The sequence below is a fragment of the Roseovarius sp. genome, assembly GCF_018066915.1.
Classification (GTDB): domain Bacteria; phylum Pseudomonadota; class Alphaproteobacteria; order Rhodobacterales; family Rhodobacteraceae; genus Roseovarius.
The window spans coordinates 1-15,143 of the sequence record NZ_JAGPVV010000225.1 but is presented as its reverse complement, the minus strand read 5'-3'; the positions used below and the strand labels follow the sequence as shown (position 1 = coordinate 15,143).

The 15,143-nt window shown below is 63.3% G+C and carries 15 protein-coding genes, 1 tRNA gene, 1 pseudogene and 1 riboswitch; of the genes and pseudogenes, 6 read left to right on the top strand and 11 right to left on the bottom strand.

What is annotated here, in order from left to right; all coding sequences use genetic code 11:
- The 4 genes and pseudogenes from KBT70_RS12645 to KBT70_RS12630 all read right to left on the bottom strand — a co-directional run.
- Positions 1–428, bottom strand: a pseudogene (locus KBT70_RS12645) (glycine dehydrogenase (aminomethyl-transferring)); the annotation flags it as partial.
- A gap of 122 nt (positions 429–550) precedes the next feature.
- Positions 551–910 (bottom strand): glycine cleavage system protein GcvH, encoded by a 360-nt coding sequence (gcvH, locus tag KBT70_RS12640; protein ID WP_009818071.1) that lies wholly within the window; start codon positions 908–910, stop codon positions 551–553.
- Positions 911–930: 20 nt separating this feature from the next.
- Complete coding sequence (gene gcvT, locus KBT70_RS12635) at positions 931–2,055, bottom strand: glycine cleavage system aminomethyltransferase GcvT (RefSeq protein ID WP_296633892.1); 1,125 nt, start codon at positions 2,053–2,055, stop codon at positions 931–933.
- A 166-nt stretch (positions 2,056–2,221) separates the two neighbouring features.
- Positions 2,222–2,308, bottom strand: a riboswitch (glycine riboswitch).
- A gap of 31 nt (positions 2,309–2,339) precedes the next feature.
- Positions 2,340–2,792 (bottom strand): Rrf2 family transcriptional regulator, encoded by a 453-nt coding sequence (locus tag KBT70_RS12630; RefSeq protein ID WP_296633887.1) that lies wholly within the window; start codon positions 2,790–2,792, stop codon positions 2,340–2,342.
- Positions 2,793–2,883: 91 nt separating this feature from the next.
- Here KBT70_RS12630 and KBT70_RS12625 point away from each other — a divergent pair, with 91 nt between their 5' ends.
- Together KBT70_RS12625 and KBT70_RS12620 are read left to right on the top strand one after the other, a co-directional pair.
- The gene (locus KBT70_RS12625) at positions 2,884–3,480 is read left to right on the top strand and encodes a gamma-glutamylcyclotransferase family protein (protein WP_296633909.1); all 597 of its coding nucleotides are present in this window, start codon (positions 2,884–2,886) and stop codon (positions 3,478–3,480) included.
- A 25-nt stretch (positions 3,481–3,505) separates the two neighbouring features.
- A complete protein-coding gene (locus tag KBT70_RS12620; RefSeq protein WP_296633884.1) occupies positions 3,506–4,768 on the top strand; it encodes a DUF2254 domain-containing protein in 1,263 nt (420 codons plus the stop codon).
- Here KBT70_RS12620 and gltX read toward each other — a convergent pair.
- Together gltX and KBT70_RS12610 are read right to left on the bottom strand one after the other, a co-directional pair.
- Positions 4,752–6,077 (bottom strand): glutamate--tRNA ligase, encoded by a 1,326-nt coding sequence (gltX, locus tag KBT70_RS12615; protein WP_296633881.1) that lies wholly within the window; start codon positions 6,075–6,077, stop codon positions 4,752–4,754. The two genes, KBT70_RS12620 and gltX, sit on opposite strands and share 17 nt — an antisense overlap.
- A gap of 64 nt (positions 6,078–6,141) precedes the next feature.
- A complete protein-coding gene (locus KBT70_RS12610) occupies positions 6,142–7,473 on the bottom strand; it encodes an MFS transporter (RefSeq protein ID WP_296633877.1) in 1,332 nt (443 codons plus the stop codon).
- A gap of 142 nt (positions 7,474–7,615) precedes the next feature.
- Here KBT70_RS12610 and KBT70_RS12605 point away from each other — a divergent pair, with 142 nt between their 5' ends.
- The gene (locus tag KBT70_RS12605; protein WP_296633873.1) at positions 7,616–8,539 is read left to right on the top strand and encodes an MBL fold metallo-hydrolase; all 924 of its coding nucleotides are present in this window, start codon (positions 7,616–7,618) and stop codon (positions 8,537–8,539) included.
- Between the two features lie 55 nt (positions 8,540–8,594).
- A complete protein-coding gene (locus KBT70_RS12600) occupies positions 8,595–8,990 on the top strand; it encodes a metallopeptidase family protein (RefSeq protein ID WP_296633870.1) in 396 nt (131 codons plus the stop codon).
- Positions 8,991–9,084: 94 nt separating this feature from the next.
- Here the strand turns inward: KBT70_RS12600 and KBT70_RS12595 are convergent.
- A tRNA-Leu gene (locus tag KBT70_RS12595) sits at positions 9,085–9,171 on the bottom strand.
- A gap of 100 nt (positions 9,172–9,271) precedes the next feature.
- On the bottom strand, positions 9,272–10,609 hold the full coding sequence (locus KBT70_RS12590) for a peptidoglycan-binding domain-containing protein (protein ID WP_296633867.1): 1,338 nt from the start codon (positions 10,607–10,609) through the stop codon (positions 9,272–9,274).
- A gap of 120 nt (positions 10,610–10,729) precedes the next feature.
- On the opposite strand from KBT70_RS12590, the gene lipB reads away from it, so the two are divergent.
- On the top strand, positions 10,730–11,374 hold the full coding sequence (lipB, locus tag KBT70_RS12585) for a lipoyl(octanoyl) transferase LipB (RefSeq protein ID WP_296633904.1): 645 nt from the start codon (positions 10,730–10,732) through the stop codon (positions 11,372–11,374).
- A 98-nt stretch (positions 11,375–11,472) separates the two neighbouring features.
- Positions 11,473–11,862 (top strand): c-type cytochrome, encoded by a 390-nt coding sequence (locus tag KBT70_RS12580; RefSeq protein WP_296633865.1) that lies wholly within the window; start codon positions 11,473–11,475, stop codon positions 11,860–11,862.
- A gap of 64 nt (positions 11,863–11,926) precedes the next feature.
- On the opposite strand, the gene arsB is transcribed toward KBT70_RS12580, so the two are convergent.
- From arsB to KBT70_RS12565, 3 genes are read right to left on the bottom strand one after another with little or no spacing between them, the layout of a single operon-like run.
- Positions 11,927–12,934: an ACR3 family arsenite efflux transporter gene (gene arsB, locus KBT70_RS12575; protein ID WP_296633862.1), complete on the bottom strand. Its 1,008-nt coding sequence runs from the start codon at positions 12,932–12,934 to the stop codon at positions 11,927–11,929.
- The gene (gene arsJ / locus KBT70_RS12570) at positions 12,931–14,193 is read right to left on the bottom strand and encodes an organoarsenical effux MFS transporter ArsJ (RefSeq protein WP_296633860.1); all 1,263 of its coding nucleotides are present in this window, start codon (positions 14,191–14,193) and stop codon (positions 12,931–12,933) included. The genes arsB and arsJ overlap by 4 nt, the downstream gene beginning before the upstream one ends.
- Complete coding sequence (locus tag KBT70_RS12565; protein WP_296633857.1) at positions 14,190–15,143, bottom strand: ArsJ-associated glyceraldehyde-3-phosphate dehydrogenase; 954 nt, start codon at positions 15,141–15,143, stop codon at positions 14,190–14,192. Before KBT70_RS12565 ends, arsJ begins: the two co-directional genes overlap by 4 nt.

Sequence of the window (15,143 nt, the reverse complement as noted above, 5' to 3'; positions counted from 1 at the left end):
GCGATTTCCAGCCCGGTCAGATCGCTGACCATGGTCTGAAAGTTCAACAGCGCCTCAAGCCGCCCTTGGCTGATTTCCGGCTGATAGGGGGTGTAGGCGGTATACCACGCCGGATTTTCAAAGATGTTCCGCTGGATCGCGGGCGGCGTCACCGTGCCATGATAGCCCTGCCCGATGAGCGAGGTCAAAACCTTGTTCTTGGACGCGGTCTGCCACATGTGGAATTGCAATTCATGCTCGGACTTGGGCTTGCCGAAATCGAGCGGTTTTTCCTGACGGATGGATTTCGGCACCGTCTCGTCAATCAGCGCCTCAAGAGACTCGACGCCCAGAACCTTGAACATCTCGGTCATTTCCTCGGGCGAGGGGCCGATATGGCGGCGATTGGCGAAGTCATAGGGCAGATAATCGGTCGCTTTGAACGACATGGGTTTGTCCTCATCAGATCGCGCAGGCGGCATCACGCCAACCTGCTGCTTCTTTTTGGCAAAAATACTCCCGCCGGAGGCCCGAAACTCTTTGGGACCGTCCGCACCTCCGGCGGGCGGGTTCAGGCGATATGGGCCTGATAGGCGGCCTCATCCATATACTCATCCATCTGGCTGGGATCGGCCGGCTTGATCTTGAAGAACCAGGCATCGCCCATCGGGTCTTCATTGACCTTGCCCGGATCATCAAGCAGGGCCTCGTTGACCTCGACGATCTCGCCGTCAATGGGGGCAAGAATATCCGAGGCCGCCTTGACGCTTTCGATCACCACAACGCCATCATCCTTGACCACCTCCCGGCCCACCTCTGGCAGATCGACAAAGACCACATCCCCCAATTGCTCGCTGGCGTGCTCGGTGATGCCCACGACCACGACGTCATCCTCGACGCGCAGCCATTCATGTTCTTCGGTGAATTTCATCGCTTTCCGGCTCCTGTTGCTCAGCGTTTGAAAGTTGCAGGGGTAAAGGGCAGCTTGGCCACCCGGACGGGCAGGCGTTTGCCGCGCACCTCACCGTATAACTCTGTGCCCTCAGAGGCCAAGCCCTGAGACACATAGCCCATCGACATCGGCGCCTCGATGGTCGGACCAAAGGCCCCCGAGGTGACATGGCCCACAGCCTCGCCGCCCGTCGCATCGGCAAAGAGCGGCGTGCCTTCGCGCATCGGTGCCCGCCCCTCGGGGCGCAGGCCCACACGGGCGCGGGATGCGCCCTCATGCAGTTCTTTCAGGACACGCTCGGCACCCGGAAATCCGCCCGCACGCGTGCCACCTGCACGGCGCACCTTCTGGATGGCCCAACTCAGGCTTGCTTCAACCGGCGTCGTGCCGGTGTCGATGTCATGGCCGTAAAGGCACAGACCCGCCTCAAGCCGCAGGCTGTCGCGCGCACCCAGTCCAATCGGTTCGACATCCTCATGCGCCAAGAGCGCACGCGCGAGCGGCTCTACCTCTGCCTCGGGCACCGAGATCTCGAATCCATCCTCGCCGGTGTAACCCGAACGCGAAATCCACAAGTCGCCAAACCCGCTCTCGAAAATGCCCACATCCATAAAGCGCATCGCGGCCACGCCCGGCACCATCGCCTCCAGCACCGCCTCGGCCGCGGGGCCTTGCAACGCCAAGAGCGCGCGGTCGGTGATTTCCTCGACCGTGACCCCCGGCAATCCAGCGCGCATATGCGCGAGATCGGCCCCCTTGCAGGCGGCATTGACCACGACGAACATGTGATCGCCCCGGTTGGCCAGCATCAGATCGTCGAGAAGACCGCCCGTGTCATTGGTGAACATGCCATAGCGTTGCCGCATCAAACCCAGACCGAGCAGGTCCACGGGCACCAGCGCCTCCATCGCCTCGGCCACGGCGGCATAGCCCCCCGGCGCGCGCAGGATCACTTGTCCCATGTGGCTCACGTCAAAGAGGCCAGCCTTGGCGCGACAATGCAGATGTTCCTTCATCACGCCCATGGGATATTGCACCGGCATGTCATAGCCCGCGAAAGGCACCATCTTGGCCCCCAACTCGCGGTGCAACGCATTCAACGGCGTTATTTGCAGATCAGACATCCGCATCCTTCCCTTTGCTCTGGTCCGGATCGTCAATCGATCAGTCCGGCACCGCCCATGCGCCATGCCCATCACAGGCCGCGCCACGATGCCCCCTCTGTCCTTTGGCCTGAGATCGCTATCCCGTCGGCGTCCCGGTCTAGTCCGGGCTCTCTCCAGAGTTTCGAGGATCGGGCAGGTCCTTGCGCCTGAGAGTTTCCGGGGCGGTTGCTCCTTCGGCACTGGCTTGCGCCAGTTCTCCCTATCCGATCTGTGGTGGACGCTAGTATACAGCGCCCGCCAGTTCAAGCCTGTTTGAGACAGGGCGCCGCTGAAAAGATCGTGAAGAGCGCCTCGTTGTCGCAGACCAGCGCATCCAGCGTCACCTCGTCGAGATGCGCATAAAACGCCTCGACCGCATCAACCAGTGCCACCCGCAAGCGGCAGGCATTGGTCAGAGGACAGGTGTTGTCGACATCGGCAAAACATTCCGCCACAGGCGTATGCTGCTCCAATTGGCGAAAGACGTCGCCCACGGTGATCTGGGACATCGGACGCCCCAGACGCACCCCGCCGGTGCGCCCGCGTTTGGTATAGAGAAATCCCAGTTGCGACAGGCGGTTGATGATCTGCGCCAGATGGCTCTCAGAGGTGTTGCAGCGCTCGGCAATCTCGGACTTGGTGACAAGACGGTCGCTGTTGGCGGCGCAGAACATCAAGAGCCGGATGGCAATATTGGTGCGTTTGGTGATCCGCATGACAGGCATTTCCCCCCTCAATGGCTGGATCAAGTCTTGCGGTGAAACGGCGAGGCGACCATGATCCAGATCAAGACAGGGGCAAAGCGTGATTGAACACTCATATTTCTTTGGCTACGGCAGCCTTGTGAACCGGGCGAGCCACGCCTTTGCGGGGGCCGTTCCCGCGCAACTGACCGGCTGGCGGCGGATCTGGCGGCACACGGATCTGCGGCCCGTGGCCTATCTGACGGTGGTGCCGGACCCCGAGGCAGAGATTGACGGGCTGATTGCGCCTGTGCCCGATGCCGATTGGCCCGCGCTCGACGCGCGCGAGGCGGCCTATATCCGTGCGCCCGCCGCACATCAGGTGCGCCACCCCCTGCCCCATCGCCCAGAAATCGCCGTTTACACCATTCCCGACGGGCTGCATGCGGCCCCCAGCCACGCGCATCCGATCCTGCTCAGCTATCTTGATGTGGTAGTTCAGGGCTATTTCCGCGAATTCGGCACAGCGGGCGTGCAGCGATTCTTTGACACCACCGATGGTTGGGACGCGCCCCTGCTCGATGACCGCAGCACGCCGCGCTATCCTCGCCATCAATCCCTGACGGCGCAGGAGCGGGACCAGACCGACCAGCATCTTGACCGGCTTGGTGTCTCGATCCTCAGCCCCGATCAATGGCCCGATCAATGCCCCGACGAATGACCTGACAGATAACCAAGGCGCACGTGTGAAAACCCATATTCTCTCGACCACGGCGCTCTCGCTCTTGCGCCTCAGCCGCAAGCTCTGGCTGCGCGTGACGCTCTTTGCCCTCTTGGCGGTGCTGGCCTCGGCAGCGGCGATCTTGCTCGACGACCAGATCCCCGACAGCCTCAAGGCCCGCTTTACCCCCGACGCGGTGATGCCGATCCTCACGATCTTGGCCTCTGGCATGCTCGCGGTCAGCACCTTTTCCCTCAACGTCATGGTGACGGCCCATAATGCCGCCGCAGGCCAGACAACACCGCGCGTGCATGCGATCCTGCTGGCGGATACGACCACGCATACGGTTCTGGCCACGTTCATCGGGGCCTTTGTTTATGCGCTGAGCGCGATCATTCTCTTTCAGACCGGGTTTTACCCGGAGGGTGCCAGCGTTCTGGTGCTGGTCTTCACCGTGGCGGTGGTGGTGCTGGTGGTGGTGGCGCTCCTGCGCTGGATTCACCATCTGAGCGATCTGGGCAGTATGGATGCCACACTCCTCGCCATCGAAGAGGCTGCCCGCAACAGCCTGATCCGCGACCGCAGCCTGCCCTCGCTCGGTGCGCGGCGTCTTACAGAGGATACGGTCCTGCCGATGGAGGTCCGGACTTTGACCGCCCCGGCAACCGGTTATCTGCAACTCATCGACATGCACGCCATCAGCGAAAAACTGGGCACCGATCAGACCCGCGTTTATCTCTATGTCCGGCCCGGTGCCTATCTGGTCCGGGGCCAGACCATCGGCCATGCCAGCGGGCTGAGCGAGGACGAGGGGCGCGCGATCTGCCGGAATCTCACCATCGCCGCCACCCGCAGCTTCGAGCAAGACGCAAGCTATGGGCTGCTTGTGCTGTCAGAAACCGCTTCCCGCGCGCTTTCGCCGGGGATCAACGATCCGGGCACCGCGATTGCCGTGCTTTGCCGTCAGGAAAAGCTCTTGCTCGACTGGACGCACGCCTCAAAGGGTGAAGAGCGGCCCCTCTTTCCCCGGATGTTCGTGCCCGAGACATCGCGCGCCGCGATGATCTACATGGCCTTTGCCGGGGTGGCCCGCGACGGGGCAGGACAGATCGAGGTGGCCTTGCGCCTGCAACAGGTTCTGGCGCGGCTGGCCAAGGCACCCGATGCCGATCTGGCTCAGGCGGCGCGGGAAATGTCGCAACATGCCTGCGAATACGCCGAAGCTGCCTTGGCGCTCGAGCGTGACAAGACGCGGTTGCGCGCGGCGGTGCTCAGCCCTTCGCCTTGATCACCTGCAAGAGTGGCAGCACCTGCGCCATTTCCGGCCCATGCACTTGGCCTGTCAGCGCCTTGCGCAGCGGCATGAAAAGACCCTTGCCCTTGCGGCCCGTGGCCTCTTTGACGGCACTCGTCCACTTGCCCCAGGTCTCGGCATCATGCGGACCCTCAGGCAAGAGCGCCATCGCTTGCGCCACAAACTCCCGGTCCTCGTCCTCGATCACCGGGTCCGCGCCATCCCGAAAGAGCACCCACCACCCCTCAAGGTCCTTGAGCGTGGTGATATTCTCGCGCGAGACCTCCCAGAATTGCGGGGCCAGTGCCTCGGGCACGCCGATCTCCGCGATCTTGCTTGCCACCGCCTCGAACGGCAGCGCCGCCAGATGACGCGCGGTCAGCGGAAAGAGATCATTCTCATCGAACTTGGTCGGCGCAGAACCAAACCGCTCGATATCAAAGCCCTCGATCAACTGCGCCATCTCCGTGCGCAGCTCCACCGGATCAGCCGACCCCAACCGCGCCATCAGGCTCAAGAGCGCCATCGGCTCGATCCCCTGCGCGCGCAGGTCGCGCAACGACAGCGCGCCCAGACGTTTCGACAGCGCCTCGCCCTGCGGACCCGTCAAAAGCGAGTGATGCGCGAACTGCGGCGGTTTTGCCCCTAGCGCCTCGATGATCTGGATTTGCGTAGCGGTATTGGTCACATGGTCCGAACCGCGCACGATATGCGTGACGCCCATATCGACATCATCCACCACCGAGGCCAGCGTATAGAGCACCTGACCATCGCCGCGAATGAGCACCGGATCACTGACCGAGGCCGCGTCGATCGAAATATCGCCAAGGATACCGTCGCGCCACTCGATCCGCTCCTGGATCAGTTTGAACCGCCACACGCCATTGCCCCGCTCGGCGCGCAGCTTGTCCTTCTCCGCGTCGCTCAGCGCAAGCGCCGCACGGTCATAAACCGGCGGGCGGCCCATGTTGAGCTGTTTCTTGCGCTTGAGGTCGAGTTCCGTCGGCGTCTCGAACGCCTCATAGAACCGCTCCATGCTGCGCAACTGCTCCGCCGCTTCGGCATAGCGATCCAAGCGCAGCGATTGCCGTTCGATCCGATCCCAGTGCAGGCCCAACCACTCCAGATCCTGCTTGAGCGCATCGACATAGGCCTCTTTCGAGCGCTCGGCGTCGGTGTCGTCGATCCGCAGGATAAACGAGCCCCCCGCGCGCCGGGCAATGAGATAGTTCATCAGCGCGGTGCGCAGATTGCCGACATGGATATAGCCGGTGGGCGACGGGGCAAAGCGGGTGGTGATCATGGGCGTCTCCTGACTCTGCCGCGGGCTTTGTCACAGGCGCGCGCGTTTGTCCAGATTGCGGCCCCTAGCCATGGGTGGGCCAGGCGCGATGCTCGTCGTCGATCACTAGCGGATGCGCATGCCGCCGCCCGCCATGGGCGCGCAAATGCGGGTGCCCCTCGGGCAGGTCGGGATGCGCGTGCACGGGCGCATCGATCAGATCAGCCGGCCAGAGCCACGCCGCCATCCCCAACCCCAAGGCTGCAAGCCCCGCCATCACCCCCAAGGCAGGCCCCATGCCAAGGGCCTGCCCCGCCCATCCCGCCAAAGGATAACTCACCAGCCAGCAGGCATGGCTGAGCGCGAATTGCGCGGCAAAGACCGCCGGGCGATCCTCGGCATGGGCCGAGCGCCGCAAGAGCCGCCCCGACGGTGTCAGGATACCGGCATAGAGCGCGCCGATGGCCCCCCATATCACCAGAAAGAGCGGCCAGCCCGGCAGCCCGCCGCGCCAGAGCAGCGCCCCCGCGGTCAGAGCGACAACAATCAGCCCCCGCGCCGCCGTCATCATCACCGGCCGGTCCGCAACATGATCCAGAATACGCGGCAAAAGCAGCGCCGCCGCCATCGACCCCGCCCCAAAGGCCGCCATCGCAAGGGCCAGCGCCCGCGCGTCGCCACCATAGCCGCCGCGCACCAGCACCACCGTATTGACCAGAACAAAGGCCCCGACCGAGGCGGCGGCCATGTTCAGCGCCAAGAGGCCGCGCAGGCGCGGTGTGGCCAGATATATCCGCAACCCCCGTGACAGACGCTCGCGAAAGGGGCGCTCTGCCGCCGCACCGCGCAGGCCGGGAATCACCGCCCTTGCCACCAAAAGGGCCGAGGCCACGAACCCCGCCACCGTGCCCAGAAAGAGCCAATGATAGCTCATCACCGCCAGCAAGAGCCCCGCCAAGGCCGGGCTCACGAGGTTTTCCAGATCATAGGCCAAACGCGAGAGCGACAGCGCGCGGGTATAGTCCCGCTCATCGGGCAGCACATCTGGCAAGACCGCCTGATAGGCCGGGGTAAAAGTGGCAGACGCCGCCTGAAGCACGAAAATGAGGGCATAGACCTGCCAGAGGTCCGTGACGAACGGCAGGCAGAGGGCGACGCCCGCTCGCAGAATATCCGCCCCGATCAGCACCGCCTTGCGCGGCAGGCGTTGCACCACCGCCTGCGCCACCGGCGACAGGCCCACATAGGCCACCATCTTGATCGTATAGGCCGTGCCCAGAACCAGCCCCGCCTGTGCCCCCGCCAAATCATAGGCCAAAAGGCCAAGCGCCACGGTCAAGAGACCCGTGCCGATCAGGGCCACAACCTGCGCGGCAAAAAGACGGGCGTAATCGCGATGTGCAAAAAGGGTCAACATAATCCGATGCTACACCGCGTGATCCACGCCGGGAATGGCGCGTTTCCTCCCGCGCCAAAACAATCTCAATTTTCCGTGAGCGCCATGCGCCCTACATGGAACCGCGCTACCCTGACGCGAGCACCATTTACAGGAGGAAACCATGTCCAGACCCACACTCACCCGTCGCGCCATCCTTGGCTCTGCTGCCGCCCTGCCGCTTGCGGCCATGACCGGCACCGCCCGTGCCGCAGCCCCGATGCTGGGGGCTGCCACCACACGGTTCAACCGGGTGACACTCGGGGATTTCGAGGTGACGACCCTGCTCGCCGCCACCATGCCGCGCCCTGAACCGCAGACGATCTTTGGCCTCAACGTCAGCGCCGAGGAATTTGCGCAGGTCTCTGCCGCCAACAATATTCCCATTGATCAGGCGCAGTTCTTCTTTACGCCCACCGTGATCAACACCGGCACCGAGCTTGTGCTCTTTGACACCGGTCTCAATCCCGAGGCAATCACCGGCGCCCTTGCCGCTGCGGGCTATACCCCCGATCAGGTCGATGTGGTGGTCATCACCCATATGCACGGCGACCACATCGGCGGACTGATGGGAGAGGGTGGGGACGCCACCTTCCCGAATGCCCGCTACGTGACCGCCAGCACCGAATACGATCACTGGGCGGCGGCTGGTAACGAAGGGTTCGACGCCAAGATGCGCCCGCTGGCCGAAAAGACCGAGATGATCGGCGACGGGGCCAGCGTGGCCTCGGGCATCACCGCCATGTCAGCCCCGGGGCACACCCCCGGCCACACCGCCTATATGATCGAGAGCGGTGGCAAATCGCTGGTGATCGCCGCCGACTTCGCCAATCACTATGTCTGGTCGCTTGGGTATCCTGATTGGGAGGTCAAGTTCGACATGGACAAGGCGCAGGCCGCCGCTACCCGCCGCAAGGTTCTGGACATGCTGGCCGCCGACAAGATCCCCTTCATCGGCTATCACATGCCCTTCCCCGCCGTGGGCTATGTCGAAACGCGCGGCGACGGGTTCCAATATGTGCCCGCGAGCTATCAGTTGATGCTCTGATTGGACGACGCGGGGGCGGATTTACATTTCCGCCCCTGCCCCCCATATGCCGGGCATGGATAGCCCCGCCCCCGATCTTGCCAGCTTTGAAGATATGGCCCGCGCGGCCATCGCGGCCTTGCCCCCGGCCTTTCGCCCGGCGGCGCAAGAGGTGGTGTTTCTGGTGGTGGACTGGCCCCCTCAACATCTGCTCGACGAGATGGAAATTGACGATCCACTTGAACTGACAGGCCTCTACGAAGGCATCCCGCTGACCGAGAAATCCCATTTCGATCAGCCGCTTGGCCCCGATACGATCTGGCTCTTCCGCGAACCGATCCTCGACGAGTGGCGCGACCGGGGCGATATTGATCTGGCGGATCTGATCACGCATGTGGTGGTGCATGAACTGGCGCACCACTTCGGCTGGTCGGACGCGGATATCGCCCATATCGACCGCTGGTGGGAATGACGCGGCACAACACCGGCCCACGCCACGCGCCATCCATTCGCCACGACTGTGATGAGGGAAAGTCTTGATCAACCTTCACCCCAGAGGGATGAAATGGTGCGGTCGAGAGGACTCGAACCTCCACGGGAGTTACCCCACAGCGACCTCAACGCTGCGCGTCTACCAATTCCGCCACGACCGCACGTGATCAGGTAGGTTTGGGCCGTATATGCAAACTCATCCGCCTTGTGAAGGGGCAAAACACATTGCCCCTCCGGTTTTTCACGGGACCGTTCCGCCGCCTATTCGAGCTTGAACGTGGGCAAGGTCGCGACCGGCTGCACGCTGCCGCCGCTGCCTGCCTGAGCGCCCTGTGTCTGGAACGCCGCCTTGCGCAAAAGCCCGGTGCGACCGGTGTTTCCGGGGGCAAAAACAGGCTCTGCGCCGCGCTCGACCGCCTCGACCGCGCCTTGATACCACGCCAGAGCCAGATCAGGCCGCCGGGTGGTGCCAAACCCTTCGTTCAGGTGATGGCCCATCAACTCGCCATAGGGTTCTTCGCCCAGCGCCGTGAGCAACAACGCCGACCCAAGCGCCACGTTCATGTTGTCGATTCGGTAGCCAACCGAGAGACAGATCTTGGCCGTTCCCGCCAATTGCGCCGGAGATTGCCCGGACTGGAGCACGAAGCCGCGCACGTTCTGCACGACCTCCTCCCGCGGACTGAGCGAGAGCGCGGCCACATGATCCCGCATCGCAGGTTCAAACGCCCGGCATTGGTCCTCGAGTTGCGTCTGTGTCACCCCCTTGAGAGAGGCCGCCATCGTCTCGCCCTCGGCAATCGCATAGGTGCGCGAAAGGCAGAACTGCTCGTTCAGCGCCACACGACCATCCCCCATCGAGGCTTCGGTGACAAAACCGCCGTTGGAATTGGTGATCAGACTGACCTGATTGCAATGCGACGCCAGCGACGGTCCTTCGCCGCCCGAGGCCATCAGGTTCGGCAGCGCGGCAAACCCAACCGCAGTCGGGGCGGCGGGCGCGCTTGGCACCTGCGCCGCCTGCGGAATCGACGCCATCACCGATGAGGGGGCCGCCGGAGCGGGTGCAGGGGCCGCCGCATAGGTCGGCACCCCTACCGCCTCGTCGCGATAGGCGTGCAGCAGGCCCCGCGTGCCCTGCCCGCGCTGCGCGATCAACTGCGCCGTAGCCGCGCCGCTGCTCTGCGCGCGGTAAAACGAACTGATCAGAAATTGCCGCTCGTAATCCGCCAGATAGCCGGTCGCAGGATAGCCCATGTGGGCCTGAAACTGCGCTGCGGCATCCCGCGTGTTGCGCCCGCGCACGCCATCGGGCGACCCGGCCGGAAATCCGAAATAGTTGAGCGCTGTCTGTTCTTCGCGCACTTGCTGGCGCTCGACAGAGTTCACAGGCGCCGGGGCCTGATAGACCCGCCGCGTTGTGGTGGTCGTCTGCTGCTTGCGTTCCCGCGCCTTGGCGCTCTCGTTCACGATGATGCCACTCACCGCGCCACCAACCAGACCGCCTACCAGCCCATCCTTGAAATCCGCTCGGGCCGCGCCCGCAGGCAATGCCACCGAAGCCGCCAAAGCCACCATCAGAATTCGTTTTGAAAACATCTCTCATCTCCCCTAAGCAGGTGCAAACTTGATAGATCAACCTACCACAAGTTTTCCCTCACACCTAAACAGAGTCAAACCTTGCCGCTGAAAACCCCCTTTGCCATCGACCCATCCGGTGTGGAGTGGCACCACTCCGCCGATCTTGTGCCCTATCCGGTGGCCGTGGCCGCGATGGAGGAACGTGTCGCGCGAATCGCCGACGGCACCGCCGCCGAGGCGATCTGGCTCTTGGAACACCCGCCGCTCTACACCGCCGGCACCTCGGCCAAAGTGGCGGATTTGACCGATCCTGACCGCTTTCCCGTCTATGAGGCGAAACGCGGCGGGCAATATACCTATCATGGCCCCGGTCAGCGCGTCGTCTACATCATGCTCGATGTAGGCAAACGTGGCCGCGATGTGCGCTGCTTTGTCCGCCAGTTGGAGCAATGGGTCATCGCCACGCTGGCCGAATTCAACGTCACCGGCGAAATCCGCTCAGGCCGCGTTGGTGTCTGGGTCACGCGCCCCGACAGGCCACTGACCGCAACGGGCCAGCAAGCCGAGGACAAGATCGCCGCCATCGGCATCCGCCTGCGCAAATGGATCAGCTTTCACGGCATTTCCATCAATGTAGAGCCGGATCTGGAGCATTTCACCGGCATCGTGCCTTGCGGGATCACCGAACACGGCGTGACCTCTTTGGTCGATCTTGGCCTGCCCGTCACCATGGACGACCTCGATGTTGCCCTGCGGCGATGCTTTTCACAGGTATTTGACTGAGGCAATCCGCCGCCTGCACCAAAGTTGGAGGTTGCAAGCCGGGGCAGTCGGGCTATGGTTACTACCGGAATGCAACCAAACCCCAAATGAGGTAGCTCATGAAGACCCTTCTCGCCGCTTCCGCCACGCTTGTGGCGCTCTCCCTGCCCGCTTTCGCCGAAGGCGACGCCGCCAAAGGCGAAAAAGAATTCAACAAATGCAAAGCCTGCCACATGATCGCCTCGGACAGCGAAACGATCGTCAAGGGCGGCAAGACCGGCCCGAACCTCTATGGCGTGATCGGCCGCGCGGCAGGCAGCGTCGAAGGCTTCAGCTATTCTGACGGTCTGGCCGCAAAAGGGGCCGAGGGTCTGGTTTGGGACGAGGCAGAGCTTGCAGCCTATGTCAAAGACCCGAGCGAATATCTGGGCAGCCGCTCCAAGATGACCTTCAAGCTGGCCAAGGGTTCTGAAGACGTGGCCGCCTATCTCGCGACCTTCTCGCAATAAGCCAAAGCTGCGCCGCAAGTCACAAAGCCCCGCGCCGCCGCGCGGGGCTTTTTCATGGAAAGGCTCAGGGGAACCGCGCCCGCGTCCGGTTGGCCAATGCCACCAGCGACAGCATCACCGGCACCTCGACCAGCACGCCGACCACCGTCGCCAATGCCGCCCCGGAATTGAGCCCAAAGAGCGAAATCGCCACGGCCACCGCGAGTTCAAAGAAATTCGATGTGCCGATCAGCGCACAGGGGGCCGCGATCCGGTGTGGCACCTTGAGCAGCCATGCCGCCGCATAGGCCAGCGCAAAGATGCCATAGCTTTGCAGGATGATGGGCACTGCGATCAGCCCGATCACCATCGGCCGCTCGACGATCACCCGGCCTTGCAGGCCAAAGAGGATCACCACCGTTGCAATCAGCCCGAGGATCGACCACGGCTTGACCTGCGCCTGAAACGCCGCAATCCGCGCCTCTGACCCAAGCCTGCGCCGCGTGAGCAAGCCCGCCGCCAGCGGCAGCGCCACAAAGAGCAGCACCGACAGCACCAGCGTCTCCCACGGCACAACGATATCCGTGACCCCCAGCAAGAACGCCACAAGCGGGGCAAAGGCAAAGACCATCACCACATCGTTGACCGACACCTGCAAGAGCGTGTAGCTCTCGTCGCCCTTGGTCAGTTGCGACCAGACAAACACCATCGCCGTGCAGGGGGCAGCGCCCAAGAGGATCAGCCCGGCGATATATTGCTGGGCATCGGCAGGGGCGATCAGATCAGCAAAGACCCCCTCAAAGAACAGCACCGCCAGCGCGGCCATACTGAACGGCTTGATCAGCCAATTGACCACCAGCGTAATCGCCAGCCCGCGGGGTTGGCGCGCCACTTGGCTCAGACTTGATGGATCGACGCCGACCATCATCGGATAGACCATCGCCCAGATCAGCACCGCCACCACCAGATTGACCCGCGCCACCTCTGCCGCCGCAATCGCCGCGATGACGCCCGGTGCCACAAGGCCAAGGATCACGCCCGCCGCCATCGCCAGCCCGACCCAGACGGTCAGATACCGCTCGAAACCACTCATGCCTCTGCCTTTTCCTGTGAGGTCAGCCGCCCCGCCGCCAGTGCCGACAGCGCCACCAGCCCTGTGGCCACCCCCAGCATGAGCGCAAGCCCCCCCAATTGATAGGTCAATCCCGACAGCAGCGTGCCCAAGAGCCGCCCCCCGGCATTGGCCATGTAATAGAACCCTACATCCAGTGTCACCCGTTCGGCACGGGTAAAGGCAAGGATCAGATAGGAATGCAGCGCCGAATTGACGGCAAAGATGACGCCGAACACCAGCAACCCCACCACCAGCGCCACCGTAAGCCAGGGTTGCGCCCCCCCGGCTATCAGCGCCAGCACGGTCAGCACCGCAGGCACCCCGCAGAGAGCCAGCGCCCATCCCCGCGCGGCCGCGATCAACGCCGCCTCAGGCCGCGACTTGGCCCGCAGGATCTTGGGGGCCGAGGCCTGCACCGCGCCATAGAGGATGATCCACCCCGCCATGAACGTGCCGATCAGAAAGAACGCGGCGCGGTTCCCGGCCTCGGACCCGTCCGACAAGACACCGTAGAAATAGATTGGGATACCCACCACGAACCACACATCGCGCGCGCCAAAGAGAAACACCCGCGCCGCGCTCAGCCAGTTCACATTGGCGGATTTCGAGAATACTTCTGAGAATTTGGCACCCTTTCGCCCTCGTGGCAGCCCCGGCGGCATGGCAAGGACCACGACAATCAGGATCACCGCCAGCACCCCCGCCATGGCCCAGACCGCGCCCACGAACCCGATTCCCGCCAAGAGTGCTGCGCCCAACAGAAACCCAACCCCCTTGACCGCGTTCTTGGACCCTGTGAGCACCGCGACCCAGCGGAAAAGCCCGCCGTCCTCAGACGGGGCCAGCAATTTGACCGCGGATTTCGACGACATCTTGGCCAGATCCTTGGCCACACCCGACGCCCCCTGCACCGCCATCACAAAGCCCACCGAGAGCGCGAGGCTCCACTCTGGGTCCAGTTGCGCCAGCGCAATCAGCGCCCCCACCTGCAGGCCAAGCCCCGCATAGAGCGTCGCCGTCAACCCGAACCGCGCCGCGATCCAGCCCGCCGAGAGGTTCGTCACCATCCCCGCAAACTCATAGAGAAGAAAGAGATAGGCCAATTGCACCGGGCTGAATCCCAGCGTGTGAAAATGCAAGAGCACCAGCATCCTGAGCGCGCCATCGCTGAGCATAAAGGCCCAATAAGCCGCCGTGACGGCAATATAGGCGCCGAGGCCTTCGGGGCGTGCGCTCACAGGCTGTCCCCGACCATGCAAGCCACATCGACTAGGCGGTGCGCATAGCCCATCTCATTGTCATACCAGACATAGACCTTTACCTGCGTGCCATTGACCACCATGGTCGATGGCGCATCGACAATGCCCGACCGGGTGTCATTGGTGTAATCGGCGCTGACAAGCGGGCGGGTTTCATAGCCCAGAATACCCGCAAGCGGCCCCTCGGACGCCGCCTGAAACAACGCATTGACCTCTTCGACGCTGGTCTCGCGCTCCATTTCAAACACACAATCGGTGATCGACGCATTGAGCAGCGGCACGCGCACGGCGTGGCCATTCAAGCGACCTTTCAGCTCCGGATAGATCAGCGTGATCGCCGTGGCGCTGCCGGTGGTGGTTGGGATCAGCGAATTGAGCGCCGAGCGCGCGCGGCGCAGGTCCTTGGCGGGCCGGTCCACGATGGTCTGCGTGTTGGTCACGTCATGGATCGTGGTGATCGACCCGTGCTTGATGCCGATGCTCTCGTGCAGCACCTTGACGACGGGCGCGAGACAGTTGGTGGTGCAGCTTGCCGCCGTCACGATGCGGTGCCGTGCAGGCTCATAAACCGCGTGATTGACGCCGTAGACGATATTGGCGGCATCGCCATCCTTGACCGGGGCAGAGACCACGACCTTCTTGACGCCCGCCGCAAAGTAAGGCGCGATCTTGGCCTCGGTCTTGAAAATGCCCGTGCAGTCGATCACCACGTCCACACCATCGAGCGGCAATTCCCCTAGATCTCGCGCGCCGATGAACGGCAGACGCACGCCGTCGATGATCACCGCGCCGTCGTCATGCCCGAAACGTGCATCCCACCGCCCATGCACCGTATCGAATTCGAGCAGATGGGCGTGCATGGCGGCATCACCCACCGCGTCGTTGATCCATGCAATCTGCGCGCCGCGCTCCATGAGCGGCTTGAGGAT

Bases quoted from the DNA above. Each gene is read 5' to 3' on its own strand.
- KBT70_RS12580 (WP_296633865.1), top strand. From the start codon at position 11,473: ATGAAGACCCTTCTCGCCGCTTCCGCCACGCTTGTGGCGCTCTCCCTG.
- gcvT (WP_296633892.1), bottom strand. From the start codon at position 2,055: ATGTCTGATCTGCAAATAACGCCGTTGAATGCGTTGCACCGCGAGTTG.
- gcvH (WP_009818071.1), bottom strand. From the start codon at position 910: ATGAAATTCACCGAAGAACATGAATGGCTGCGCGTCGAGGATGACGTC.
- KBT70_RS12600 (WP_296633870.1), top strand. From the start codon at position 8,595: ATGGATAGCCCCGCCCCCGATCTTGCCAGCTTTGAAGATATGGCCCGC.
- KBT70_RS12630 (WP_296633887.1), bottom strand. From the start codon at position 2,792: ATGCGGATCACCAAACGCACCAATATTGCCATCCGGCTCTTGATGTTC.
- arsB (WP_296633862.1), bottom strand. From the start codon at position 12,934: ATGAGTGGTTTCGAGCGGTATCTGACCGTCTGGGTCGGGCTGGCGATG.
- KBT70_RS12610 (WP_296633877.1), bottom strand. From the start codon at position 7,473: ATGTTGACCCTTTTTGCACATCGCGATTACGCCCGTCTTTTTGCCGCG.
- KBT70_RS12605 (WP_296633873.1), top strand. From the start codon at position 7,616: ATGTCCAGACCCACACTCACCCGTCGCGCCATCCTTGGCTCTGCTGCC.
- KBT70_RS12590 (WP_296633867.1), bottom strand. From the start codon at position 10,609: ATGTTTTCAAAACGAATTCTGATGGTGGCTTTGGCGGCTTCGGTGGCA.
- gltX (WP_296633881.1), bottom strand. From the start codon at position 6,077: ATGATCACCACCCGCTTTGCCCCGTCGCCCACCGGCTATATCCATGTC.